The organism is Gammaproteobacteria bacterium (assembly GCA_013816845.1).
In the GTDB taxonomy this organism is placed as follows: domain Bacteria; phylum Pseudomonadota; class Gammaproteobacteria; order DSM-16500; family DSM-16500; genus Aquicella.
In genome coordinates this window covers 88,153-112,864 of record JACDDU010000003.1, presented here as the reverse complement: position 1 = coordinate 112,864, position 24,712 = coordinate 88,153, and the positions used below count along the sequence as shown (strand labels likewise).

25 protein-coding genes are annotated in these 24,712 nt (G+C 41.7%); 5 read left to right on the top strand and 20 right to left on the bottom strand.

Annotation, left to right across the window (positions count from 1 at the left end; genetic code table 11):
• Window position 1 precedes the first annotated feature (1 nt).
• The 20 genes from H0W64_06375 to polA form a co-directional block, all read right to left on the bottom strand.
• Window positions 2-907: a pseudouridine-5'-phosphate glycosidase gene (locus tag H0W64_06375; protein MBA3661333.1), complete on the bottom strand. Its 906-nt coding sequence runs from the start codon at window positions 905-907 to the stop codon at window positions 2-4.
• 32 nt (window positions 908-939) lie between these two features.
• A complete protein-coding gene (locus H0W64_06370; GenBank protein ID MBA3661332.1) occupies window positions 940-1,470 on the bottom strand; it encodes a YbhB/YbcL family Raf kinase inhibitor-like protein in 531 nt (176 codons plus the stop codon).
• A 69-nt stretch (window positions 1,471-1,539) separates the two neighbouring features.
• Complete coding sequence (locus H0W64_06365; protein MBA3661331.1) at window positions 1,540-1,914, bottom strand: hypothetical protein; 375 nt, start codon at window positions 1,912-1,914, stop codon at window positions 1,540-1,542.
• 195 nt (window positions 1,915-2,109) lie between these two features.
• Window positions 2,110-3,216 carry an amino acid dehydrogenase gene (locus tag H0W64_06360; protein ID MBA3661330.1) on the bottom strand — a complete coding sequence of 369 codons (1,107 nt, stop codon included), beginning with the start codon at window positions 3,214-3,216 and terminating at the stop codon, window positions 2,110-2,112.
• 76 nt (window positions 3,217-3,292) lie between these two features.
• Complete coding sequence (locus tag H0W64_06355; protein ID MBA3661329.1) at window positions 3,293-3,730, bottom strand: F0F1 ATP synthase subunit epsilon; 438 nt, start codon at window positions 3,728-3,730, stop codon at window positions 3,293-3,295.
• Window positions 3,727-5,103: a F0F1 ATP synthase subunit beta gene (gene atpD / locus H0W64_06350; protein ID MBA3661328.1), complete on the bottom strand. Its 1,377-nt coding sequence runs from the start codon at window positions 5,101-5,103 to the stop codon at window positions 3,727-3,729. Before atpD ends, H0W64_06355 begins: the two co-directional genes overlap by 4 nt.
• An 83-nt stretch (window positions 5,104-5,186) precedes the next feature.
• Entirely contained in the window at window positions 5,187-6,050 is an 864-nt protein-coding gene (atpG, locus tag H0W64_06345; protein ID MBA3661327.1) for a F0F1 ATP synthase subunit gamma, read from the bottom strand.
• Between the two features lie 9 nt (window positions 6,051-6,059).
• Window positions 6,060-7,613 carry a F0F1 ATP synthase subunit alpha gene (locus tag H0W64_06340; protein ID MBA3661326.1) on the bottom strand — a complete coding sequence of 518 codons (1,554 nt, stop codon included), beginning with the start codon at window positions 7,611-7,613 and terminating at the stop codon, window positions 6,060-6,062.
• A 19-nt stretch (window positions 7,614-7,632) separates the two neighbouring features.
• On the bottom strand, window positions 7,633-8,169 hold the full coding sequence (locus tag H0W64_06335; protein ID MBA3661325.1) for a F0F1 ATP synthase subunit delta: 537 nt from the start codon (window positions 8,167-8,169) through the stop codon (window positions 7,633-7,635).
• Between the two features lie 2 nt (window positions 8,170-8,171).
• Window positions 8,172-8,642: a F0F1 ATP synthase subunit B gene (locus H0W64_06330; protein ID MBA3661324.1), complete on the bottom strand. Its 471-nt coding sequence runs from the start codon at window positions 8,640-8,642 to the stop codon at window positions 8,172-8,174.
• A gap of 28 nt (window positions 8,643-8,670) precedes the next feature.
• The gene (gene atpE, locus H0W64_06325) at window positions 8,671-8,970 is read right to left on the bottom strand and encodes a F0F1 ATP synthase subunit C (GenBank protein ID MBA3661323.1); all 300 of its coding nucleotides are present in this window, start codon (window positions 8,968-8,970) and stop codon (window positions 8,671-8,673) included.
• Window positions 8,971-9,014: 44 nt separating this feature from the next.
• Entirely contained in the window at window positions 9,015-9,806 is a 792-nt protein-coding gene (gene atpB, locus H0W64_06320; protein MBA3661322.1) for a F0F1 ATP synthase subunit A, read from the bottom strand.
• Entirely contained in the window at window positions 9,793-10,224 is a 432-nt protein-coding gene (locus H0W64_06315) for an ATP synthase subunit I (GenBank protein ID MBA3661321.1), read from the bottom strand. The genes atpB and H0W64_06315 overlap by 14 nt, the downstream gene beginning before the upstream one ends.
• Window positions 10,225-10,329: 105 nt before the next feature.
• A complete protein-coding gene (locus tag H0W64_06310) occupies window positions 10,330-11,487 on the bottom strand; it encodes a PLP-dependent transferase (GenBank protein MBA3661320.1) in 1,158 nt (385 codons plus the stop codon).
• Window position 11,488: 1 nt separating this feature from the next.
• Window positions 11,489-12,454 carry a pyridoxal-phosphate dependent enzyme gene (locus H0W64_06305; GenBank protein MBA3661319.1) on the bottom strand — a complete coding sequence of 322 codons (966 nt, stop codon included), beginning with the start codon at window positions 12,452-12,454 and terminating at the stop codon, window positions 11,489-11,491.
• 19 nt (window positions 12,455-12,473) lie between these two features.
• Window positions 12,474-12,944, bottom strand: a complete 471-nt coding sequence (locus H0W64_06300) for a hypothetical protein (GenBank protein ID MBA3661318.1) — start codon at window positions 12,942-12,944, stop codon at window positions 12,474-12,476.
• 258 nt (window positions 12,945-13,202) lie between these two features.
• Entirely contained in the window at window positions 13,203-13,691 is a 489-nt protein-coding gene (locus H0W64_06295; GenBank protein ID MBA3661317.1) for a disulfide bond formation protein B, read from the bottom strand.
• A 24-nt stretch (window positions 13,692-13,715) separates the two neighbouring features.
• Window positions 13,716-14,159, bottom strand: a complete 444-nt coding sequence (gene ruvX, locus H0W64_06290) for a Holliday junction resolvase RuvX (GenBank protein ID MBA3661316.1) — start codon at window positions 14,157-14,159, stop codon at window positions 13,716-13,718.
• Complete coding sequence (locus H0W64_06285; protein MBA3661315.1) at window positions 14,137-15,003, bottom strand: hypothetical protein; 867 nt, start codon at window positions 15,001-15,003, stop codon at window positions 14,137-14,139. Before H0W64_06285 ends, ruvX begins: the two co-directional genes overlap by 23 nt.
• Window positions 15,004-15,081: 78 nt before the next feature.
• Entirely contained in the window at window positions 15,082-17,778 is a 2,697-nt protein-coding gene (gene polA, locus H0W64_06280) for a DNA polymerase I (protein MBA3661314.1), read from the bottom strand.
• A 79-nt stretch (window positions 17,779-17,857) separates the two neighbouring features.
• On the opposite strand from polA, the gene H0W64_06275 reads away from it, so the two are divergent.
• From H0W64_06275 to gyrB, 5 genes are all read left to right on the top strand, one after another.
• On the top strand, window positions 17,858-18,268 hold the full coding sequence (locus H0W64_06275; protein MBA3661313.1) for a DUF4383 domain-containing protein: 411 nt from the start codon (window positions 17,858-17,860) through the stop codon (window positions 18,266-18,268).
• 139 nt (window positions 18,269-18,407) lie between these two features.
• The gene (gene dnaA / locus H0W64_06270; GenBank protein MBA3661312.1) at window positions 18,408-19,769 is read left to right on the top strand and encodes a chromosomal replication initiator protein DnaA; all 1,362 of its coding nucleotides are present in this window, start codon (window positions 18,408-18,410) and stop codon (window positions 19,767-19,769) included.
• Window positions 19,770-19,784: 15 nt separating this feature from the next.
• Window positions 19,785-20,888, top strand: coding sequence for a DNA polymerase III subunit beta (locus H0W64_06265; GenBank protein ID MBA3661311.1), 1,104 nt, complete (start codon window positions 19,785-19,787; stop codon window positions 20,886-20,888).
• Window positions 20,889-20,994: 106 nt separating this feature from the next.
• Window positions 20,995-22,098 (top strand): DNA replication/repair protein RecF, encoded by a 1,104-nt coding sequence (gene recF, locus H0W64_06260; protein MBA3661310.1) that lies wholly within the window; start codon window positions 20,995-20,997, stop codon window positions 22,096-22,098.
• 10 nt (window positions 22,099-22,108) lie between these two features.
• Window positions 22,109-24,523, top strand: coding sequence for a DNA topoisomerase (ATP-hydrolyzing) subunit B (gyrB, locus tag H0W64_06255; protein ID MBA3661309.1), 2,415 nt, complete (start codon window positions 22,109-22,111; stop codon window positions 24,521-24,523).
• The last annotated feature ends 189 nt before the right edge of the window (window positions 24,524-24,712 follow it).

Genomic DNA, 24,712 nt, shown 5'->3' with positions numbered 1-24,712 from the left:
CTTAAATATTTGCTATAGCATGTGCAAGCATGGCACCCAGCGTAATATTATTTTTCAATAATTGAATATTGGCTTGTAAACTTTTTCCTTCCGTCGCATGCATCACTTCGTTCAAAATAAAAGGCGTTATTTCTTTGCCCTGCAAATCTTTTTCAGCGGCTTGTCGCAATGCTTCATTAATAACAGGTTCAATGTATTCCACGGGAATTTCATCTTCTTTTGGAATAGGATTTGCGATTAAAATACTAGAAGTCATGCCTAACTGCCAATGCACTTTCAACAGCTTAACTAACTCAGGAAGCGTATCAATACGTGCGGGTAATTTATAATTTGTTTCAGCTGTGTAGAATGCTGGAAGGGTATGAGTACGATAACCCACAATAGGAATACCGAACGTTTCTAGAAATTGTAAGGTTTTAGGTAAATCTAAAATAGCCTTAACGCCTGAGGAAACAACTGCCATCGGTGTTCTTGCCAATTCAATTAAATCTGCAGACACATCTTGTTCGCTCCCTCGATGCACCCCACCAATTCCGCCTGTTGCAAAAACTTTAATGCCGGCGGCATCAGCACAATAAAGCGTCGCAGCGACGGTCGTACCCGCGCTTAAACCTTGGCTTAAAAGGTAGGGTAGATCGCGAGTGCTCGCTTTAAAAACGTTGGGTTCATGGACTAAGTATTCAAGGTCACTGGGGGTTAATCCAATTTTAATTTTACCTTTAATAATTGCAATGGTTGCAGGGACGACGGCATGGGCTTTTACAATTCTTTCTAGCGTTTGGGCGGTTTCTAGATTATGGGGATAGGGCAATCCGTGGGTGATAACTGTTGATTCCAAGGCAAGAATAGGTTTTTTATGTTTGAGTGCATCTTCAACTTCCGGTGAATATTCAAAAAATTGTTGCATTACCGATTCCTTAGTTTTTTATGTCAGGTTTTCTATCGGCCGTAGCTTACACCTAACTCGATTTTATCTAGTAAATGTTTTTGTATCTGATTCATCAATTGATTGATATTAAATTTTTTTGCAGGTGTTAGCATTTGATCGAGAGCATAAAGTGTAAATACATAATAGTGTGTTGCGCCTGCAGGAGGACACGGACCATTATATTGTTTTTTATTCCAACTATTCATTCCCATTACGATAGGTGGTGGAAAAAGGGAAATCCCTTCTTTCAAACTATTAACTTGCGGAGGAATATTGTAAATAACCCAATGATAAAATGATCCTGATGGTGCGTCTAAATCAACAAAAGTTAATGCTAAAGATTTCGTTTGTGAAGGGATTCCTTCCCAAGATAATTGCGGAGATATATCTCTGCCGTCACAAGTATAGCGATCTAATAAATTGCCTTGAGAGTGGAAAGAGCCACTCTTCATTAAAAATAAATTATTATCCTGCGGCGTTATTTCAGCATGAATTCCAGGGCAAAAGAGCATCAAAATAAGGGTGATGAAAATCTTTTTCATGAATGTATCCTGAAAAGTTGTCATCCCAGTTTAAACTGAGATGACATCCTATAGTCTTACTAGATTAAATTAATAAACCGATAAGGTCTTTTCCCATCGCGCTGCTTTCCAATCCCACGTGGTGCATTTCTTTTCATCCATATTGTATTTGCTGCATGCCCAATAACCTTCGACCCAAGCAACGCCACTTGGAGAGTTTTCATATTGGCAAACTCGATGTTCTGCAAGCCAAACATCTTGATACCAACCTTCTTTAATCGTAAAACAGTTGATGAAGCCAGAAGGTGTATCGATTACTTCTTTCGGCGCAGGAACGGCAGTGACAATGATAGGACGGTCCACTACGGTTTGAGTGGTTGTCAGCGTTTGTTCACTTTGCGCAAAACCCATCGAAATTAATGCAGAACTGCCTAATACGGAGAGAATGATCTTTTTGATGAACATAAAACACTTCCTTGTGCTCAGAGAGATAATCGATGAGCATAACATAGTTAGAAAGTGAAGGTAGCGGGCGGGTTGGGATGGTTGATCATGCCATGGCTGGGTTAACAAGATCTCCAAGTTTGGCTGGAAGAAGACCTTGTTAAATGATGGGGAGATGCGTTAACACCAAATAAAATGACCGGGGTTTCAAAGGATCTAAGTCAGCCGGTCACGCGCAATTTTTTCTGCTATTTCGTTTGTTGCACGGTTTTCATGATCAGCGCGTTCAAAAATATCGTAAACGGTATGGTAAATATTATTAATTTGTTCCATCGATTTTTTCATATCACCATGGTCATAAATAACGGCAACATGAATTAACCCACCGGCATTGATTAAGAAATCAGGGGCATAAAGAATGTCGCGTTCATGGAGTAAAGCACCATAATGATGGTGGGCTAATTGATTATTAGCAGAACCCGCCACTATTTTTGCGCGTAATTGCTTGATGGTTTTGAGATTAAGGACTGCACCAAGTGCGCAAGGCGCAAAGACATCTACATCAGCATGATAAATCTCATCCGGATGGCAGACCGAAACACCAATATCATCGACACACCGCTGGATAGCTTTAATGTTGATATCAGCTACGGTAATTTCCGCGCCTAAGGCTTTTAATTCTTTCGATAAGTAATAACCTACGTGGCCTGCGCCTTGGATTGCGACACGGATGCCCGCTAATGATTCTCGACCTAATTTAAAACGCACTGCAGCTTCAATTGCTCGACGCACACCTAGGGCTGTGAGAGGAGAGGGATCACTGTCTGCCCCGGATTTGGTAGTACAAGTAACGTATGGGGTTTTTCTCGCAATAATATCCATTTCCAGTGGACTTGTACCGCTATCGACAGCAGTAACATAACGTCCACCTAACTCATTTACAAATTCGCCAAACATTTCAAAATAAGCCTCGCGATCTTTAATTTCCTTTGGCTTAATCAAAACAGCTTTAGCACCACCATGGGCTAAATTATTAATAGCAGCTTTATAACTCATCATATAGCCTAAACGTAAGGCATCCTCCATGGCTTTATCCACGGTTTGATAAGCGACGAGTCTCGCGCCACCGATCGCGGGACCTCGCTTCAAATTATGAATCGCTATGATCGCTTTTAAACCGGTTTTATTGTCTATTTTGGTATGAATTTCGCCGAAGCCTAGATATTCTGCGTAACGCATGAGGCTATCGAGGACGGTGTAGCGAACCCTTTTACGGGGAAAACGTTCGGATTGATTAGATTGACTCGCCACCACTTCGACCATGACCGCAACTCCTTTTCAGTACCGGTAATTCAGCATTTCAATATGACGAATGAAAAAAGTGTCAAGCAGATGTCGCTTAAGCGCGCTCACCGCGCGCTTGTTTTTTCAAACGTTGTACAGCACGAATTTGTGCTGTTATTTCGGCAAGTTCAGCTGTTGCTTTCGCAACATCCATGGCAGAAGATTTGCCCGCTAAAACGCGTTCTGCTTGTTCTTTCGCAGCAATAGCTTGTGCCTCGTCAATGTCGGTCGCGCGCATTGCAGTATCTGCTAATACTGAAACGATATAAGGTTGAACTTCTAACATGCCACCAGAAATGTAAAAAACATCTTCACTCTGATCAGCCATAATGGCGCGGACATAACCAGGACGAAGTGTTGTGAGTAATTGAGAGTGACCTGGTGCTACGCCTAATTCGCCTAGCTCACCAGAAACAAAAACCATTGAGACATCGCCTGAAAAAATTTGCCGTTCAGCACTGACAATATCTAAATGCAACTTGTGGACGTTCATAATGTCTTAGCCTTTTCGACCGCTTCATCAATGCTACCAACCATGTAAAAAGCTTGCTCGGGAAGTTGATCGTATTCACCATTTAAAATACCTTTGAAACCCCGAATCGTTTCTTTAATTGAAACGTAACGTCCGGGCGTACCGGTGAAAACTTCAGCGACGAAGAAGGGTTGTGAAAGGAAACGTTGAACGCGACGAGCGCGAGAAACGATTTGCTTATCTTCTTCTGAAAGCTCATCCATCCCTAAAATGGCGATAATATCTTTTAATTCTTTATAGCGTTGCAAAGTTCTTTGGACGGCAAGTGCAACTTCATAATGTTCTTGGCCAACGACTAATGGATCCAGCTGACGACTGGTGGAATCGAGCGGGTCAATAGCAGGATAAATACCTAATTCAGCAATTTGCCTTGATAAGACAACCGTTGCATCCAAATGGGCAAAGGTGGTTGCAGGGGATGGATCGGTTAAATCATCCGCAGGCACATAAACCGCTTGTACGGAGGTAATTGATCCTGTTTTTGTTGAAGTGATCCGTTCTTGTAACACACCCATTTCTTCAGCTAGGGTTGGTTGATAACCTACAGCCGAAGGAATTCGACCTAAGAGAGCTGATACTTCAACACCCGAGAGGGTATAACGGAAAATATTATCCACAAATAATAAGACGTCTTTCCCTTCATCACGGAAACCTTCGGCAATAGTTAACCCGGTTAATCCAACGCGTAATCGATTACCTGGCGGCTCATTCATTTGACCGTAAACGAGTGCAACTTTATCTAATACATTTGATTCTTTCATTTCCAAATAGAAATCGTTCCCTTCACGAGTTCTCTCACCCACACCCGTAAAGACGGAATAACCACTGTGTTCGATGGCAATATTACGAATTAATTCCAACATGTTAACCGTTTTACCCACACCGGCACCGCCGAATAAACCAACCTTGCCACCTTTTGCAAAAGGACAAATTAAGTCGATGACTTTAATGCCCGTTTCCAATAATTCTTGGGCGGGCGCTTGCTCAGCAAAAGATGGTGGTGGACGGTGAATCGGTAAATGTTGATCGGTGTTAATGGGGCCTGCTTCATCTATAGGCTCACCCAAAACATTCATGATACGACCCAGTGTTGGTTTGCCGACTGGAACTAAAATGGGCTTGCCCGTATTTTTCACTGACATACTGCGACGCAAGCCGTCAGTGGTGCCCATGGCAATTGTACGTACGACACCGTCGCCAAGTTGTTGTTGAACTTCAAGCACGAGGCCTGCATCGTTTACTTTGAGCGCGTCATAAATTCTTGGAACTTCTTCGTTATGAAACTCAACGTCTACGACTGCCCCAATAATTTCAACAATTTTACCTTCATTCATTTGTGTCATGGCTTACCTCAATCAATGTCTCGCTCAATTTCTTAACAATATATTCCAATGTTCTTTATTATGTTGCTCAGCACTTAGAGAACTGATGCACCCGCAACAATTTCAGATAACTCTCGGGTAATCGCTGCTTGTCTTGCTTTGTTATAGGCCAATTGTAAACTTGCCATTAAATCAGAAGCGTTATCGGTTGCGTTTCGCATTGCAAGCATACGTGCAGCTTGTTCACAGGCAATATTTTCAATAACCCCGCGATAGACAATGGATTCAACATAGCGAGTTAACAGTCGATTTAACAATTCCGGCGCACTATCAGGTTCGTAAATATAATCCCAATGATGTTGAATAGTCGTGTCTTCTGAAGGAGTAAGCGGCAACAATTGTTCGATGCGCGGTTCTTGACGCATGGTACTTACAAATTCATTGGAGGCGAGATAAAGGGCATCAATAGTTCCAGCAAGATAATTATCCAGCATTACTTTTACAACACCAATTAAGTCACTGAGCGAAGGTGCATCGCCTAAATCTTTTTTGTAGGCAACGATATGGCCACCAACACGTTTGAAGAAGCTCATGGATTTATTGCCAATTAAGCATAAATCAACTTCAATATGCTGCTCAAATTGCTGCTTAATAGTTTTCACAGCAAGTTTTAATAAGTTGCTATTTAAACCGCCGCAAAGCCCACGATCAGTGGTGACGATAATGTAACCGACACGTTTAACGGGGCGTTGTTGCATATAAGGATGTTGGTATTCAGCATGACCGCGGGCAACATGACTAATTACTTCTGCAATTTTCTTTGCATAAGGAATTGCTTTTTGCATCCGATCTTGCGTTTTACGCATTTTACTTGCTGCCACCATTTCCATGGCTTTTGTAATTTTTTGCGTATTCTTAATGCTGTGAATCTTTAGGCGTATCTCTTTTGCAATGGCCATAAGCGCCTCTTAATCCCACGACTGCGTAGTTTTAAAGCTTTCTAATAAAGTACGTAAGGTTTGGATCACTTCGTCATTGTAATCACCGGTATCATTAATCTTTTGCATGAAATCTTTATAATTGGTCTGCAAATAAGCATAAAGTTCTTGTTCAAAGTTAGCGATACGATTCACCGGAACATCGTCTAAGTAACCTTGATCAGCAGCAAATAAAACGGTCGCCATATCTGCAACAGAAAGTGGCTGGTATTGTTTTTGTTTCATGACTTCAGTGGTGCGTTGTCCACGTTCAAGTTGTTTACGGGTTGCTTCGTCTAAGTCTGACAAAAATTGCGAGAAGGCAGCCAATTCACGATATTGCGCTTGCGCAATACGAATACCACCGGCCAATTTTTTCATAATCTTTGTTTGGGCAGCGCCACCGACACGCGAAACAGATAAGCCGGCATTGATCGCAGGACGAATACCTGAATTAAATAAATCAGTTTCTAAAAATATTTGTCCATCAGTAATAGAAATCACGTTGGTGGATACAAAGGCTGAAACGTCGCCCGCTTGTGTTTCGATGACAGGCAGTGCGGTAAGTGAACCGGTTTTTCCTTTGACTTTTCCATCGGTTTGTCGCTCAACGTAAACTGGATTCACGCGGGAAGCACGTTCGAGCAAGCGCGAGTGGAGATAAAAAATATCACCGGGATACGCTTCACGACCTGGTGGTCGACGCAGCAATAATGAAATTTGACGATAAGCCCAAGCGTGCTTGGTTAAATCATCGTAAATAATAAGGGCATCTTCCCCGCGATCACGGAAGTATTCACCCATGGCACAGCCTGCATAAGGTGCAATGTATTGCATTGCAGCAGGTTGCGCAGCTGTTGCTGCAACAATCGTGGTGTGTTTCATTGCATCATGTTCTTCAAGCTTTCGGACAACCGCTGCAACGGAAGAAGCTTTTTGACCAATCGCAACATAAATACATTTCACACCGGTATCGCGCTGATTAATAATGGCATCAATAGCAATTGCTGTTTTACCTGTTTGACGGTCACCAATAATTAATTCACGTTGACCTCTTCCAATTGGAACCATGGAATCGATTGCTTTAATCCCTGTTTGTAACGGCTGGGAAACAGGTTGACGGAAGACAACGCCGGGCGCTACTTTTTCTACGGGTGATGAATACGCTGAATGGATAGGACCTTTACCATCGATGGCATTTCCTAAGGCATCCACAACACGACCAAGTAAGGCTTCACCCACTGGTACTTCTAAAATTCGACCGGTACATTTAGCAGTTTGACCTTCTGATAAAGCCTCGGTAGAACCGAGAATAACAGCACCAACTGAATCCCGTTCAAGGTTCAGTGCTAAACCGTAAGTTTGTTCAGCAAATTCAATCATTTCCCCTTGCATAACATCTGCTAGACCGGTTAAACGGACGATACCGTCTTTTACACTGACAATTTTGCCTTCAGTACGAACTTCAGGTCTTAAGTCAAAATGGACAATGCGTTCTTTGATTAGCTCGCTAATTTCGGTGGGACTTAATTGTTTTACTTGCATAGTATTTACCTTCAAAAATTTACCCGGTCAGGTCTTCCAGTAAGCGTGTTAACTTGCCACGAATCGACCCATCAATCACACGGTCGCCAATGTGAATAATGGCCCCACCCATGATATTTGGATCAATTTCTTCGCGTAATATAACAGTACGTGACAAGCGTTTCGTCAATGCTTCCGTTAACTTTTGTTTATACGTGGCATCTAAATCAACTGCAGTGACAATACGAACCGTGCTTTCTTTTTCGTATTGCGCTAAGTACGTATTAAATAATTCAGCAATTTCAGGTATGGCGGTAAAGCGATTATGAAGAGCAATGAGTCGTAAAAAATTTCGCCGTTCTGTATCCAAATACGGCGTTAAGATATTTTCTAATAACTCAGACCAATGCTTTACAGTGAAGTCTGGATTCTTAAGTAAGGACAGTGTTGCTTGATCGCGCATAACAAGAGCTGCCATATCAAGAAAAACTTTCCAGCTTTCAAAAGCCTGCTGCTCACGTGCATAGTCAAAAGCCGCGCGGGCATAAGGTCGTGCGATACCAATGAAACTTGCCATGGTTAGATCTCAGCTGCCAGTTTGTTTAGCAAATCATCATGAACGGAGGCGTCTAAATTACGTTCAATAATTTTTTCTGCACCGGTGACGGCAAGGAGTGCAAGCTTGTTCTTCAATGTTTCTCTCGCCTGCGCAATTTCTTTTTCTATCTCACCTTGCGCCATTTCAATGATACGCTTGCCTTCTTCTTTGGCTTGGCCTTTTGCTTCATCGACGAGCCTTGCTGAGTGAACATTTGCTTGCTCTATAATTTGCGTTGCTTGTTGTTTTGCTTCGCGAATAACGGAAAATGCCTTGTGCTCAGCCATTTCAAGTTCACGCTTGCTTTGCTCGGCAGCTTGTAAGCCAGATACAATTTTTTTCTCGCGATCATGAATGGTCTTGATGACAGGAGGCCAAACGTACTTCATCGTAAACCAAACAAAAATTGCAAAAGTAATAAATTGGCCAAATATTGTGGCATTAATATCCATTATTTTTCCTCGCTAAAAATAAATAATTTTAGCCAACCGCAGGTCGTGCTGTGTTAAGAACAACATTTAAAAATGGATTGGTTGCAAAGAATAAAATTAAACCCATAACGATCGAAATAACCGCGAACGCATCAACCAAGCCTGCAACGATAAACATACGAATCATCAACATAGGGCCGAGTTCAGGTTGTCTTGCAACACCTTCTAAAAACTTACCACCTAAAACGCCAAAGCCAATTGCAGTCCCAAGGGATGCTAAGCTGATTAAAAGACCGGCAGCCAAAACACTATAACTTTGTACTTGGCCTACAATGCTCACGATATCCATGGATCCTCCTCACTCTTCAATTAATGGTTAACAATTTAAATTTTTTAATGCGCATCGTGCGCCATGCTCAGGTAAATAATAGCCAGCATCATGAATAAAAAGGCTTGTAAGGTGATGACTAAAATATGAAAAATAGACCACAAAATTCCTGGCGGCCATTGCATCCACCACGGCATAATCGCGATTAAGATGAAAATTAATTCGCCTGCAAACATGTTGCCAAAAAGTCGCAGAGCAAGTGAGATGGGCTTTACGAATTCTTCGATCAGCCGAAACATAAAATTAATAGGAAACAAATAAGGTCCAAAAGGGAAGGTCAACATTTCTTTTAAAAGCTTACCTTTCTTTGCGCGCAAATTGAAAAAGATAATCAGTAAGAAAATAGAAATCGACATGGCAAAGGTTGCATTGGGATCCGCAGTGGGGACTGCTTTAAAATAAGGTACACCAAAAAACCCCACGATTTTAGGAATTAAATCTACGGGTAACAAGTCCATCGCATTCATGAAGAATATCCACAGAAAAAGCGTCAATGCGAGTGACGGCATGAAGGTGCTTTTATGATGGAAAATTTCATGGACTGAATCATTGACAAATTCATGTGCAATTTCAACGCTATTTTGCAGTTTCCCTGGTACTTCTTTCATACGGCTTGCAACATAGCGCATGCAAAAACATAGCGCGAATGCGATTGTAATCGATACAATTAATGTATCGAGATTGAGTGACCAAAAGCCACCGCCCTCACCAATGGTCATGGTTTTTAAATTGAGCGTTAAATGCTCAAGATGATGTTGTATATATTGTCCAGGGGTAATCATACTAGCCTCGACCATCTACCCGCTCCTCAGTTGCTGTTGTCATTGTTGGTCCTGAAAATTGCCATACACAGACAATCCAGAACGACACCATGGCACCCACTAAGCCAATGAGGACGGATAATAAACTAACTGGCAAGTATTTCACAATAAGTACAAAACAGAGTGCAGAAAAAATCATTTTTAACATTTCGCCAATAAAAAAAGCTGCGACAAAATGATAAATTTGTTGGGCACCTACGTATCGAAATACTAACCAAACGAATATCAAATTCGGCAAGCCGTAACTTAAGCCGCCGGCAAAAACGGAAATCGCATCATGTTGTCCACGAATGATGAAAGCCCCTACTGCTAAGATCAGCACACCACATAGTTGCCAAAGCACAAGCCGATAAGCTTTTCCTTGGATCACAGCTTGGAGTGATTTGGTGGCCATTGATGACTAATCCAGCAAGATTGCGGAGTATAAAGAAGTGCCGGGACCTTGGCAATTGTTTCCGGGAAGTTTGGTTAATACGGCGTGGTGTCACGCCGCGTCCAATTAAGCTTTCAAGGCGTAGGCTAATTCGTTTTGCAAATCGATCGCCGATTCGATGCCTACAGAAAGGCGGATTAAATTATCCGTAATGCCCAATTCTTCTCGTTTGGCAACCGGTAAACTTGCATGTGTCATGGAAGCTGGATGTTCAATTAAACTTTCAACGCCGCCTAAACTTTCGGCGAGTGCAAAAAGATGACACCGTTCAAGCATACGCTTTGTGCCAGCTAAATCTTTTTTGAGTTTGAGGGAAATCATTCCCCCTGGTAGTAACATTTGCGATTTTGCCAGTTGGTATTGCGGATGGCTAGGAAGGCCAGGGAAAATAACTTCTTGAACTGCTTCATGTTGTTGTAACCAATTGGCAAGCAACATCGCATTCTCTGCATGAGCGTGCATACGCACATGTAAGGTTTTTAAGCCGCGAAGAATTAAAAAGCTATCAAAGGGAGAGGCAATGGCACCGACTGAATTTTGCAAAAATGCAATTTTTTCTCCTAGCTCGTCTGATTCGGTAACAATCGCACCACCCACAACGTCAGAATGGCCATTTAAATATTTGGTAGCGGAGTGAACCACAATATCAAATCCAAATTCTATTGGCCGCTGAATAATAGGTGTGGCAAACGTATTATCTGCAACGGTAAGTAGCTGGTTGTCACTTGCGACCGCTTTAATTGCCTTCAGATCAATAAGCTTCAACATGGGATTAGTCGGTGTTTCAACCCAAACCATGCGTGTTTCTTTTTTAATAGCATTTTTTAAATTGGCAGCATCAGTTAAGTCAACAAAAGAAAAACTTAACCCTGCTGAAAATTTTCTGACTCGTTCAAATAAGCGATAACTACCGCCGTACACATCATCGCAGACGACCACATGGTCGCCGGGTTTCAATAATTCTAAAATAGTTGCAATGGCTGCCATGCCTGATGCAAACGCAAATCCCCGTGGTCCCGATTCTAGATCTGCAATACAGGCTTCAAGCGCTTTGCGAGTAGGATTGTGTGTCCGCGAATATTCATACCCTTTGTGCTTGCCTGGGCTTTCTTGCACATAAGTTGAAGTGGCGAAAATGGGCGTCATAATAGCGCCTGTACTGGGATCGGGGGCTTGCCCAGCATGGATGACGCGTGTCGCAATATTTTCTTTGGGTTTGTCCATGTCAATCCTTGTCTTGAAAGTGAAATCCCTGACTTTTTAACCAATTATTATCAACAAATTTAGATAAATAATTACGAATGCCATCTGGTAAAATAACTAAACAACGTTGACCTTCTTTGAGACGACGAGCGGCGAGCAACGCAGCCCAAACGGCTGTACCGGCCGAGCCACCAACGAGCAAACCTTCTTCCCGCATCATGCGTCTCGCCATCGAAAATGAGTCTTCATCATGGACTTTAATGTATTCATCGATGACTTGGTCATTCAAAACTTCTGGGAAAAAATCATAGCCTATGCCTTCAACCAAATAAGGCTGAAGATCATGACCACCACCAAGAATAGAGCCGTAGGGATCAACACCTACGATGTGGATCGCGGGATTTGCTTCCTTTAAACGTTTGCCAACGCCTGAAATAGTTCCGCCCGTTCCCACACCCATCACGACCATCGCTAAATTATCCCCCATGTCATCTAAAATTTCTTGCGCAGTCAATTCATAATGTGCAGCAGGGTTATTGAGGTTACTGTATTGGTTAAGCCAATGCGCATTGGGAATTTCTTGTTGCAAACGTTTTGCTAAAGAAAGATGGCTGTCTGGGTCATCCCATTTTGCTTCAGTTGGGGTGCGATAAATTTTGGCGCCCAATGATTCTAAGATGACTTCTTTTTCGCGGCTCATTTTCGCAGGCATTGTAATAATGACTTGATAGCCTTTGACTGCGCCAACCAGAGCGAAGCCAATTCCAGCATTGCCAGAACTTGCTTCAATGAGCGTATCACCGGGTTTGATTTGGCCAGACTTCTCTGCTTCTTCGACCATTTTCACCGCAATGCGATCTTTGACAGAGCCACCAGGGTTGAGAAATTCACATTTTCCAAATAACTTGCAAGCTAAGTCAGAGCCAATGCGATTGAATTGCACAACTGGGGTTTTGCCAATTGCTTCGAGAATATTGTTGAGGACCATATCTTTCCTTTCCATTTATTTAGTCATAATCAGGTGTAGAGATAGTAAAGTTAGTATCTTTGTAGGAAGTTACGTTACAACGATACCGATTCCGGTTAGGTGATAACTCACCTTCAAGATGTACAGTTAACGATTGGCCTCGCCAAATTCTACCCTGGCTTTCTAGGCCACAAAAATTATAAATTTTCTTAGTACGATAGGGACGTACTGAATAAGGGCTAAAACTGAGTGTAGAGGCGGTGATGAGATAATTCCGACCACGCGTAAAAAGTAACCACAGATTTCGTCCCCCGTCAAAATCATAAAGATATGGAATGGTTTCATTGTGATCAAGATCACGAATTTCAATCAGCCAAGTGGGCCGTCCCACAAATGCATGTAAACGCGTTTGAATTTGAATAGTTTGGCCAAAGGGATTTGGATCACTGAGCGCTATGGTTCCCGCTCCTAAAAAGAGTGCTGCACAAAACCCAATTTGTTTGATAAGCATTATAAATATCTATGAAAGAATAATGTGTAACAGTATAACCATTTTCCGGTGCTGTGATGAAAGCGAAAAATTAGTCAGATGGAAATTATGTGTTTCAGAACGGTGATCCAAGCTTGGATCGTATGTTCTGTGGAAGTTATAACCTGTTTTGTCCTAACTCGAAATAACTAACGATTAATGTATTCATCGCTTTGCAATTTTCACCGGCTCATCTTTTAGAGCTGCGATGAAGCGGGATGAAATATACTTTTCTAAGCGTCAGCTTTTTTTCGCCTTAAACAGGAGATAAAGGCTCATGCATAAAAAGAAACCAAAGCAGATGCTCGCCCATTCAGCCATATTTAAATGTAAGAATTCCCAACCTCGCTGGGTGCATTCGGCACTGCCTGCAAAGACTCGTTGCATGACTTGATCGAAAGGTAAAACTTGTAGCATATATTGCAAACTAACGCCGCATTCATTGCTTTCAGCATTACCATATTGCTGTAACCAAATTTGTCGGCCGGCTAAAAAGAGCCCTAGACTCGACCAAAACACGAGTAATGCGTTAGTAAAATGACGACCCCATTTACTTTTTGCAATAACAATTCCCAGAAAAAAAGTGAGGCCTAGCAAGCCAAAGGTGAAGCGCTGTAGGGTGCATAAGGGACATGGCATGATGCCATCAACCACTTGCAAATAAATGCTAAAGGCTAAAAGTAGCGCGACCAGGGCGAATCCAGATAGATAAAGTGAGCGTATAGACATAGTGTGGTACCTAAGCTTTAACGATTATTCGTTCAGATTTAAATTTTCGGCAAACCAATTTTCGAGGATCAATTGTGCAGCGACTCGATCTACTTGTCCATCTTGCAATGCTCGGTAGCCGCCCTGGGTAAATAATTGTTCGCGTGCATCTTTCGTTGTTAGTCGCTCATCCATTTCCAGCACGGGTAAATCAAACGTCTGCATTAAATTTTCGGCAAACGTTCTTGCAGAAAGGGTAATCGATTGCGGCGTGCCATCCATATTTAAAGGAATGCCTACGATTAATGCATCAGGCCGCCATTTTTTAATGATTTTAGCGATCTCCGTCCACGGTGGTACACCCTCTTTAGCGGTGAGCGTAGTAAGAGGAGTTGCGGTTTGCGTGATGGTTTGGCCGATGGCAACGCCAATACGCTTCATGCCAAAATCAAAAGCCAGCAATATTTTATAGGGATATTTTTTTTGCATGCTCAGCTTGTCGTATGGATTTTCGCAATTCTAAGTCTTTTAATTGTACTAATAATAAGGATGCAACCCATGGAATGAAAATAATAAACATCGCAAGTTGCAAGAAACTCGAACCTAAATGACGCGAATCATCGTAAATAAAATAAATATGGACATCAATATGGAGCAAATATTTGATAGCAATCATAACGAGGGCATAACAAAGCCAGGGCGTCATTTGCACAGAAATTGTAAGCCACCAATGATTCCAAACCAAACTTATACTTTTCTCTATGGCGTGTAATACTCCTTTATTTTCCACTGCAATAATAGGCATTACAAAGAGGAACAGCGTTGCGACATAGAAAATTAAGAGAGCTTGGCCGCCAATAATAACCAGTGTAAATAATATTCCCCAAAAATCTTGCGAAAAAAGCAATTGATACCGATAGAGCACGGTAATAAAGCTAAAAAGAACAATAACTAAGGCAAAAAGAATGAGTGCTTGGATGAAAGCTGCAACAAATACACTAACAGCCTTCTTTGCACCCTGAGTGAAATCTTCGCTAAGCGGTTCATGCTTCTCGCGTATCATGCCATTGATGCGCCATAGCATGGCGACGAATAAGACAATAGCCACAAGATCCACAGCTATCAGCCATATTCTGCGCGGATCCCACCATGAAGAGGAAACAATAAGATCTTCGCCAGTAAAATTACCCATAAAACGAGGTAAAAAAGCTGTTACGCCCAGTAAAATTGTAATAAATAATACTTGACGGAAACTAATGCGATAAAGATAAAAACTGCGTCTGATTAATTGCCCATAAGTCGAAGGGTGAGAAGGCCAGATATTAGTTGTCATGAGTTAGCTTCCTTGCTGATTGAGTCAATCATAGCAAAGCCAAGTGCTGAGTGTCACATGGTCGCAATCTTGCGGGCTCTAATGAGCAGAAGCCTCATCCCAATTGTTGCCAATACCAGTAGCGACGACCAAGGGAACTTTTAAACTGATGACCCCAGCCATTTTTTCTTGAACCATGATTTTTAAACGATCGACATCTTGTTCTGCTACCTCGAAGACTAATTCATCATGAACTTGCATAATAATTTTTGCATCGAGATTATCTTGCGATAAGGTTTGATTTACATGAATCATTGCAAGCTTAATAATGTCAGCCGCACTCCCTTGTAAAGGTGCATTAATGGCTGCACGTTCAGCAGCTTTTTGGCGCATCATTTGACTTGCATTAATATCTGGGATGTACAAACGTCTTCCCCAAAGTGTTTCAACGTAACCTTGTTTTTTGGCTTGCAGGCGCGTGTTATCCATGTATGCTTTTACATTTGGATAGCGCGTAAAATAACGATCAATATAATCTTGTGCTGATTGACGATCAATGTTCAGTTGTCGGGTTAAACCAAATGCCGACATCCCATAAATCAAACCAAAATTAATTGCTTTAGCGCTTCGTCTAATTTCTGGTGTTACTTCTTCTAATTTCATATCCCAGACTTCAGCTGCTGTCGCTGTATGAATGTCTAAGTCATGATTGAAGGCGTAGAGTAAATTAGGATCTTCTGAAATATGTGCCATCAAACGTAATTCAATTTGAGAATAGTCGGCACTTAATATTTTATATCCAGGAGCTGCGATAAACGCTTTCCGAATTCTTCGTCCTTCAACGGTACGTATGGGAATGTTTTGCAAATTAGGATTAGAGGAAGAAAGGCGACCGGTTGTCGTGCCAGTTTGATGATAAGAAGTATGAACACGGCCGGTTTTCGCGTCAATTTGTTGCGGCAAACTGTTGATGTAAGTGGAAATAAGCTTACTTAAGCTACGATAGGTAATAATGAGCCGGGGCATTTCATAATTTTGCGCCAATTCTTGCAGTACACCATCGGCAGTTGAAGGCTGACGGGTCGGAGTTTTTTGAAGCACGGGTAATTTCAAAATTTGAAATAAAATTTCTTGTAATTGCTTGGGGGAGTTCATGTTAAAAGGTTTGCCCGCTAAGGCATAAGCTTTTGTTTCCAGAGAATCAAGCGTGGTACGTAACTCACGACCTTGTTCAGCTAATTTTTCTGCATCAATTAAAACACCTGTCTCTTCAATTTGCGCAAGCACAGGAACAAGCGGCATTTCGATAGTTTCGTAAATTCGTTTCAAACCGAGCTCTTGCTCGATACGCGGCATGAGCATGCTATGTAAACGTAAAGTTAAATCAGCATCTTCTGCTGCGTAAGTTTTGGCAGCCGAAAGTTCAACTTGATCAAAAGCAATTTGCTTAACGCCACTCCCGGCAACATCAATAAAAGAAGTGGTCCGCCATCCTAAGTATTTTAAAGCCAAGTTATCGATATCGTACGTGCTGCTGGTGCTGTCTAGAACGTAGGCTGCAACCATGGTGTCGTGCGTTGCACCCCGTATATCAATATCATGATTCGTCAAAATTTCTACGGCATATTTTAAGTTATAACCAATTTTCGCGATCTTTTGATTCTCAAAGATTGGTTTTAATTGAGCGAGTACAACCGCTTTTGATAATTGAGTTGGCGCACCTAAGTAACAATGGCCAACCGGAATATAAACGCCTTGACCTGGTGCAGTTGCGAAAGCGAAACCAACTAAATCTGCATGCAAATTGTTAAATTGATTGGTTTCAACATCAAAGGCAAAAAATGCAGTGCATTGTAAGACTTCAATAAAATGATCAAGAGCTTCGGCGGTTAAAATTAACTGGTAGTCGGCATAATTTTTTTGATTATCTTCTTTGGTTTCAGATAGTAAGTCATTCAGCCATGTTTTAAATTCCATTTCTTTGTAATGAGAAATAAGACTGGTTTTGTCCGCAGCTTGAATGGCAAGTTGTTTGAATTCTAAAGGGACTTCAACATCAAGTTTGATTCGGACTAATGATTTAACGAATTCGAAATTAGGAATAGAATTGCGAAGATTTTCACCTGTTTTGCCAGTGAATTTTTCAGCATTCGCGACAATGTTATCTAATGAGCCATATTGGATAAGCCATTTCGCGGCCGTTTTTGGGCCGACTAATGGTACCCCTGGAATGTTATCTGACGTATCTCCCACCAGCGTTAGATAATCAATCATGAGTTCTGGGGGAACGCCAAATTTTTCTTTTACGGTGACAGGATCGTAAAGCGTATTACTCATGGTGTTAATTAACGTGACATGCTCGTCAACTAATTGTGCTAAATCTTTATCACCCGTTGAAATGATCGTGGAAAATCCTGTGGCTTTAGCGCGTTCTGCGAGGGTTCCGATTACATCATCGGCTTCGACACCCTCGATCATAATAATCGGGAGACCTAATGCTTTGATAATTTCGTGGATCGGCGGAATTTGCCGCGATAAGTCGCTTGGCATTTCTTGTCGGGTTGCTTTGTATTCTTTATAGAGATCATCTCGGAAAGTTTTTCCCTTCGCATCAAAAACGACCGCCATATAGTCAGGCTGATAATCTAAAATTAATCGTTTAAGCATATTGACCATGCCATATACAGCACCTGTAGGAAATCCTTTGGAATTCGTTAAAGCAGGCAGTGCATGAAAGGCACGGTATAAATAAGAGGATCCATCCACTAAAACAAGGGGTTTTGTTGGATTTGGCATGATGTTTCTCGAGGATTAGAAGCGTTGGTTAAAATAAGTCGAATTTTGCGCTTGCGCAAGGTTAACAAAAGAGTTCCTGGTGTTCAATGCAATTTTCATTATAATCATGAGGCAACTAAAAAGGAGTTTTTGGTATGTTAAGGATGATTGCAGTTTTATTTGGTATCGCTTTAATTTTTGCAGGGGTTGCTGGCTTCCTGCCTGCGTTTACACCCGGCGGATTGTTATTTGGCTTATTTATGGGAACTCGATTCATAATATTGTTCATTTAGCCAGCGGTGTGGTTGCAATCATGGCTGCAACTTCTGTGTACTACACGAGACTTTACTTTAAAATTTTCGGTATTTTTTATGGGTTAGTGGCGATCCTTGGATTTTTCCGCCACGATTTATATCTAATGCATGTCAATACGGCTGATAACTTTTTGCACGTCGGCATTGCACTGGTTTCTTTGTATTTAGGCTTCGCAGCTAAATTCAAGCGGCCGTAACTATCAATTTTCTGAATAGAACTTAGTTTGCACAACATTCTGTTATTGCATTGTTCCTCAAAGAATGCAGCCTTGTTTTGCCTGTAGGGATAGTGTAGTTATGCTGGTCCTTATTTAATGAATGATGGAGAAGTTTCAAGTGAGCGCATCGCTTTGGGATAAATGTTTGCATTCGCTTGAGAATGAATTTCCTTCTCAGCAATTCAATACTTGGATCAGACCGCTACAAGCCGAAGTTGCTGAAGGGAAATTAGTGCTGCTTGCGCCCAACCGATTTGTTTTGGATTGGATTGCTGAACGTTTTTTAAACCGAATTAACGAGCTGGTTACTCAATTCAGTGATCATCAAGTGCCGACAGTTTCTCTTGAAATTGGAACAAAGGGGGCAGTGGCATTAACCAAATTTGAATCGCCTTATAAGCGCGACCCTCAGGCTCCGAGCACGAAAGCTTCGTTTTCCTATCAAGATAATGCTGTTTATCAGAGTAATCTTAATCCTAACTTTACGTTTACTAACTTTGTTGAAGGTAAATCGAATCAATTAGCCAAAGCTGCTTCTTTGCAAGTTGCTGAAAATCCAGCTGTTGCATATAACCCGCTCTATTTATATGGAGGCGTTGGACTGGGCAAAACGCATTTAATGCACGCCATTGGTAATCAAATTATCAGTAACAATCCGCGTGCCAAAATTCTTTATCTTCATTCGGAGCGATTTGTAGCGGATATGGTTAAAGCTTTGCAAACCAATTCAATGAATGAATTTAAGCGGTATTATCGTTCAGTGGATGCATTATTAATTGATGACATCCAGTTTTTTGCAGGGAAAGATCGATCACAAGAAGAGTTTTTTCATACCTTTAACTCGCTTTTAGAGAGTCAACAACAAGTTATTTTAACTTGCGATCGCTATCCAAAAGAAATAAATGGGGTGGAAGAGCGCTTAAAGTCTCGTTTTGGTTGGGGATTAACGGTCGCAGTTGAGCCGCCTGAGCTCGAAACACGTGTTGCCATTTTAATGAGTAAGGCTGAACAAACTAATATTGATCTACCTTACGAAGTCGCATTTTTTGTCGCCAAACGCATTCGTTCTAATGTGCGAGAGTTAGAGGGCGCGTTAAAACGTATTATTGCTAATGCCCACTTCACGGGCAAAGCGATCACTCTAGATTTTGTTAAAGAAGCACTGCGTGATTTACTCGCCCTACAGGATAAGTTAGTAACCGTTGAAAATATTCAGCGTACTGTTGCAGAATATTATAAAATTAAAGTCGCTGATTTGCTTTCAAAGCGCCGTAATCGTTCCGTTGCGCGACCCAGACAAATCGCCATGACGCTTGCTAAAGAATTAACCAATCATAGTTTGCCAGAAATCGGCGATGCTTTTGGAGGTCGTGATCATACGACCGTATTGCATGCGTGTCGGATGATTGCGGGGTTACGTAAGACTGACTCTGATATCGAAGAAGATTATACGAATTTATTACGAATTTTAACTACTTAAAATAGAGATTGCGTCATGGATATTTTGGTTCAGCGTGAAGCCTTTTTAAAACCCTTGCAAGCGATTAGCGGTGTTGTTGAAAAAAAACAAACTTTACCCATCCTATCTAATGTCCTGCTTAGTATTAAAGAGGGTCAGCTGCGCTTAACAGGGACTGATTTAGAAATAGAGTTAATCGGGTTTGTGCATCTTGAATCAATGACGCAAGAAGGAACGACGACAGTTTCTGCGCGTAAATTATTTGATATTTGCCGTACGTTGCCAGAAGGCATGGCGTTACGATTAACACTTGAAAAAAATTATCTGGTTGTTCGCGCGGGTGAAAGTTGTTTTATGCTAAACACCTTGCCGCCTCAAGATTTTCCTAGTTTAGAAGATGAAGCCTACCCTGTCGTCTTTCCTTTAAAGCAATCGTTACTTAAAAACATTTTAACCAAAACATCATTTGCGATGGGCCAGCAAGATGTGCGCCATTATTTGAATGGTGCTTATTTGGATATCAATGAGAAAACCATTAAATGTGTTGCTGCAGATGGGCATCGCCTTGCGTTAACCAGCATTACGGATGCAGGTATTGGAGACGCTAAAGCGCGCCTTATCTTGCCGCGTAAAAGTGTATTAGAATTATCGCGGCTATTGAGTGGCGACAACGAGTCGCAGGCAACCATTTCAATTGGCGAAAGTCGTTTTCAAGTGGCAACCCCTGAGTTTGTTTTTACCACTAAACTAATAAATGCTCAATATCCTGACTATACTCGCCTTATTCCACGCGGAACGCTGGTCGCAACCAGCGATCGTGAAATGATTAAACAAGCGCTGACGCGTGCCTCTATTTTATCCAATGAAAAATTCCGTGGGGTTCGCTTTCAACTTGAGCCTAGCAAATTGCGGATTACAGCGAATAACTCCGATCAAGAGCAAGCAGAAGAAGCGGTGCCATTAGATTATACGGGCAATCAAATGGAAATTGGTTTTAATGTGGCTTATCTACTGGATGTCATGTCCACTATTACCACGCAAGGTATTCGTTGGGTTTTCACAGATGCTAGCAACGGGGTCTTGATTGAGCCCACCGAGGGAGATGATAGTTTATATGTCGTTATGCCAATGCGCTTATAAAACACACTAAGCATTAATGGGACTTTACCGTTGAGCCAGGTTGGTATCATGCAGCGTGAGCCAGCAGGTGGTGGCATAATAGGCATCACCTTATAATTCGAACCCTATGACCATTTCATTGTTACGTCTGAACGATTTTCGAAACCTAGCTCACGCTGAGCTTGCTCCTGCGCATCATGGGCTTAATATTCTCTTTGGCAATAATGGCAGTGGTAAAACGAGCTTACTTGAAGCCATTCATTATTTAAGTACAGGGAAATCATTCAAAACTGCCACCGCAACCCGCCTTATCAAATACGCTTCACCTAAATTTTCTATTTTTGCTCACTTCGAACAAACAGATACACGTCAAATTCCTATTGGCGTTGAGCGTGAAACCACAGGTGCTGCGCGAATTCGTGTGGCTGAGGAAGATGTATCTTCACAAGTCTTGCTTGCCACTTTATTACCGTTACGCATGATTAATGCGCAATCCCACCAGCTCTTTGAATCAGGGCCTACTTTTCGTCGAAAATACCTGGATTGGGGGCTGTTTTATGCGGAGGAATCGTTTTTTCCTTGCTGGCGACATTATGAACGCGCTTTAAAGCAGAGAAACGCAGTATTACGTGCGGGACGCACCCGTGGCGAACTTGACGTTTGGACAGAAGAGATGGTTAAGCATGGATTATTGCTTAATCAACAAAGAGAGCAGTACACCCAATCCTTGGGTCAAGCTTTAGTCCACACAGTGCGTGCTTTGCTTCAAACCGATGATATTCAGCTTCATTACAAGCAGGGATGGGATCAAAATAAGACTTTGCATCAGGTTTTAACGCACTCCACGGCGATGGATTTTGGCGTTGGTTATACGCAATACGGCCCGCATCGGGCGGACCTAGAAATCACGATGAACGGCTTGTCAGTGAAGCATTTTTTATCAAGAGGTCAGCAAAAATTGCTAATTTGTGCTATGATAATCGCCCAAGGAAAGCTATTAGCGCAGCACACAAATAAGGGTATGATCTACCTCATTGATGACTTACCTTCAGAGTTAGATACCCAAAATCGCCAAGAGCTGATGTCCTTGCTAGCAACACAGCAAACACAAATTTTTATAACTGCCATAGAGAGTGAAACAATTTGTGATGCAATTAACACCCCACGTTGCGTCCCGATGAAATTGTTTCACGTGGAACACGGTCAGGTAGCTGAGAAAAGAATGGAGTAGAAAAGTGCCAATGAATACTGCCGAAAATTACGATTCTTCTAAAATTAAAGTGCTTAAAGGCTTAGATGCTGTCCGTAAGCGTCCCGGAATGTATATTGGAGACACTGAAGACGGGACAGGTTTGCACCATATGGTGTTTGAACTGGTTGATAATTCAATTGATGAAGCCTTGGCAGGTTTTTGCGATACCATCTGGGTGACCATCCATAGTGATGAATCGGTCACGGTTAAAGATAATGGTCGCGGCATTCCCGTTGATCTTCATCCAGAAGAAGGACGCTCCGCCGCGGAAGTCATTATGACCGTTTTGCATTCTGGGGGTAAATTTGACAACGATTCTTACAAAATTTCAGGCGGATTACACGGTGTGGGCGTTTCAGTCGTTAATGCACTCTCTGAAGAGCTGCATTTAGTCATTCGCATCCATAATAAAGTGTACGAACAATATTATCATTCCGGAAATCCTGCTGCGCCTTTAAACCTTGTGGGTGAAACGAAAGAACGGGGCACGCAAGTACGATTTAAACCCAGCGCTGAAACCTTTAAAAACATTCAATTTAGTTACGATATTTTAGCTAAGCGCTTGCGTGAACTAGCTTTTTTAAACAGTACGATTAAGATTCACTTAACCGATGAGCGAAGTGGAAAAACAGAACAATTTGCCTATCACGGCGGTTTAAAAGGGTTTGTAGAAGACTTAAATGCGAACAAAAGCGCGATTCATCCCAAGATATTTTATTTTAATGCTGAAAAAGATTCAATTTGGGTGGAGGTCGCACTGCAATGGAACGACACTTATCAAGAAAAGTTGTTTTGCTACACCAATAACATTCCTCAACGGGATGGTGGTTCTCATGTAGCTGGTTTTCGCAGTGCTTTGACTCGTGTTTTAAACAATTATATCGAAAAAGAAGGTTATTCTAAGAAAGAAAAAGTCAGCACTTCGGGCGAAGATCTTCGCGAAGGATTAACGGCTGTTTTATCCGTTAAAATGCCCAATCCGAAGTTTTCTTCTCAAACCAAAGACAAGCTTGTTTCTTCAGAAATTAAAGCCGTCGTTGAATCGTTAATGTCTGAAAAATTTCAAAATTTTTTGTTGGAATCGCCTCAGGATGCCAAATGCATTGTCTCGAAAGTTATCGATGCAGCTCGTGCTCGTGAAGCCGCAAGAAAAGCTCGTGAATTAACACGGCGTAAAAGTGCTTTAGACGTAGCGGGCCTTCCCGGTAAATTGGCGGATTGCCAAGAAGAAGATCCCAGTCAATCCGAACTCTTTATTGTTGAGGGAGATTCGGCAGGTGGCTCGGCAAAACAAGCACGTGATCGTAAGCGTCAAGCAGTTCTTCCTTTAAAAGGTAAGATTCTCAATGTTGAAAAAGCTCGTTTTGATAAGATGTTATCTTCTGCTGAAGTAGGGACATTAATTACAGCGTTAGGATGCGGTATTGGACGTGAGGAATATACCCCTGACAAAGCGCGTTATCACTACATTATCATCATGACTGATGCTGACGTGGATGGTTCTCACATTCGTACTTTGCTCCTCACCTTTTTCTATCGACAAATGCCAGAGCTTATTGAGCGCGGTTATATTTATATTGCCCAGCCTCCTTTATACAAAATCACCAAAAACAAAAAGGAACGCTACGTGAAGGATGAAAAATCATTAGAAAACTTACTGCTAGAGCTTTCACTCCAAGAAGCTTCACTTTTCCCTGGCGACGGCTCCCAAATTACAGAGCAGAGCCTGGGTGATATCGTGCAAGATTTCCGCAACGCAATGTACATTGTTCAACGTTTATCCAAACGTTATCCCAAAGAATTTGTCGAAGCCTTAATGTACCAACCCTTTTTAGGCGAAGCCCAGCTTTCAAATAAAGAAGAAATGGAAAGTTTAATTCAACGCCTTACTCTGCAATTGAATAAAGAATATGGATTAACCGCCTATTACGAGTTCGGATTAAATCTCGATGAAGAGCGTAACTGGTGGCTTCCCTTTCTTAATGTTACAACCCACGGTGTTATTCACCATTATTTGACCCATAAAGATTTATTTTCCTCACAAGATTACAGAAAACTCGTTGAATACGGTGGTCGCTTCCAGCAGCTTATTAAGCCGGATGCCTATGTGGAAAGGGATGGTAAGCGGACAGCGGTAAAAAGCCTCAAAGATGCAGTCGCCTTTCTCTTAGCAGAGGCTAAAAAAGGTCAAGGCATCCAACGTTATAAAGGTTTAGGAGAAATGAATCCCAATCAGCTTTGGGAAACGACCATGGACCCGACTAAGCGTTTGTTATTACAGGTAAGAGTCGAAGATGCCGTTGCTGCTGACAAAATTTTTACTACCCTCATGGGTGATGAAGTAGAGCCACGACGCCAGTTCATTGAATTGAATGCCCTCGATGTTACAAATTTAGATGTGTAATAAATGTGTAAATTGAGTGAAAAAAAGATGAACAAACCTTGAGGCAACGCCTGGCAAGGTTTGTTCATCTTACCCTTCAGAAATGATCATAAAATAATCTTAAGTTTCAAAATCAATAGCTTAATCCATACTAAATCCGGCCAAACCTTGCAAAAAGCTCTATAATAAAGAGTATCTGTCTTTTCAATA

Coding starts and splice junctions, on each gene's coding strand:
- H0W64_06285 (MBA3661315.1), bottom strand. CDS start 15,003: ATGACAACTAATATCTGGCCTTCTCACCCTTCGACTTATGGGCAATTA.
- H0W64_06375 (MBA3661333.1), bottom strand. CDS start 907: ATGCAACAATTTTTTGAATATTCACCGGAAGTTGAAGATGCACTCAAA.
- polA (MBA3661314.1), bottom strand. CDS start 17,778: ATGCCAAATCCAACAAAACCCCTTGTTTTAGTGGATGGATCCTCTTAT.
- gyrB (MBA3661309.1), top strand. CDS start 22,109: ATGAATACTGCCGAAAATTACGATTCTTCTAAAATTAAAGTGCTTAAA.
- H0W64_06340 (MBA3661326.1), bottom strand. CDS start 7,613: ATGCAAGTAAAACAATTAAGTCCCACCGAAATTAGCGAGCTAATCAAA.
- H0W64_06370 (MBA3661332.1), bottom strand. CDS start 1,470: ATGAAAAAGATTTTCATCACCCTTATTTTGATGCTCTTTTGCCCTGGA.
- H0W64_06335 (MBA3661325.1), bottom strand. CDS start 8,169: ATGGCAAGTTTCATTGGTATCGCACGACCTTATGCCCGCGCGGCTTTT.
- H0W64_06315 (MBA3661321.1), bottom strand. CDS start 10,224: ATGGCCACCAAATCACTCCAAGCTGTGATCCAAGGAAAAGCTTATCGG.
- atpB (MBA3661322.1), bottom strand. CDS start 9,806: ATGGTCGAGGCTAGTATGATTACCCCTGGACAATATATACAACATCAT.
- ruvX (MBA3661316.1), bottom strand. CDS start 14,159: ATGCAAAAAAAATATCCCTATAAAATATTGCTGGCTTTTGATTTTGGC.
- H0W64_06360 (MBA3661330.1), bottom strand. CDS start 3,216: ATGGTCGAAGTGGTGGCGAGTCAATCTAATCAATCCGAACGTTTTCCC.
- H0W64_06295 (MBA3661317.1), bottom strand. CDS start 13,691: ATGTCTATACGCTCACTTTATCTATCTGGATTCGCCCTGGTCGCGCTA.
- H0W64_06365 (MBA3661331.1), bottom strand. CDS start 1,914: ATGTTCATCAAAAAGATCATTCTCTCCGTATTAGGCAGTTCTGCATTA.
- recF (MBA3661310.1), top strand. CDS start 20,995: ATGACCATTTCATTGTTACGTCTGAACGATTTTCGAAACCTAGCTCAC.
- atpD (MBA3661328.1), bottom strand. CDS start 5,103: ATGAATGAAGGTAAAATTGTTGAAATTATTGGGGCAGTCGTAGACGTT.
- H0W64_06355 (MBA3661329.1), bottom strand. CDS start 3,730: ATGAACGTCCACAAGTTGCATTTAGATATTGTCAGTGCTGAACGGCAA.
- H0W64_06305 (MBA3661319.1), bottom strand. CDS start 12,454: ATGGTCCTCAACAATATTCTCGAAGCAATTGGCAAAACCCCAGTTGTG.
- atpE (MBA3661323.1), bottom strand. CDS start 8,970: ATGGATATCGTGAGCATTGTAGGCCAAGTACAAAGTTATAGTGTTTTG.
- H0W64_06300 (MBA3661318.1), bottom strand. CDS start 12,944: ATGCTTATCAAACAAATTGGGTTTTGTGCAGCACTCTTTTTAGGAGCG.
- H0W64_06310 (MBA3661320.1), bottom strand. CDS start 11,487: ATGGACAAACCCAAAGAAAATATTGCGACACGCGTCATCCATGCTGGG.
- atpG (MBA3661327.1), bottom strand. CDS start 6,050: ATGGCCATTGCAAAAGAGATACGCCTAAAGATTCACAGCATTAAGAAT.
- H0W64_06265 (MBA3661311.1), top strand. CDS start 19,785: ATGGATATTTTGGTTCAGCGTGAAGCCTTTTTAAAACCCTTGCAAGCG.
- H0W64_06330 (MBA3661324.1), bottom strand. CDS start 8,642: ATGGATATTAATGCCACAATATTTGGCCAATTTATTACTTTTGCAATT.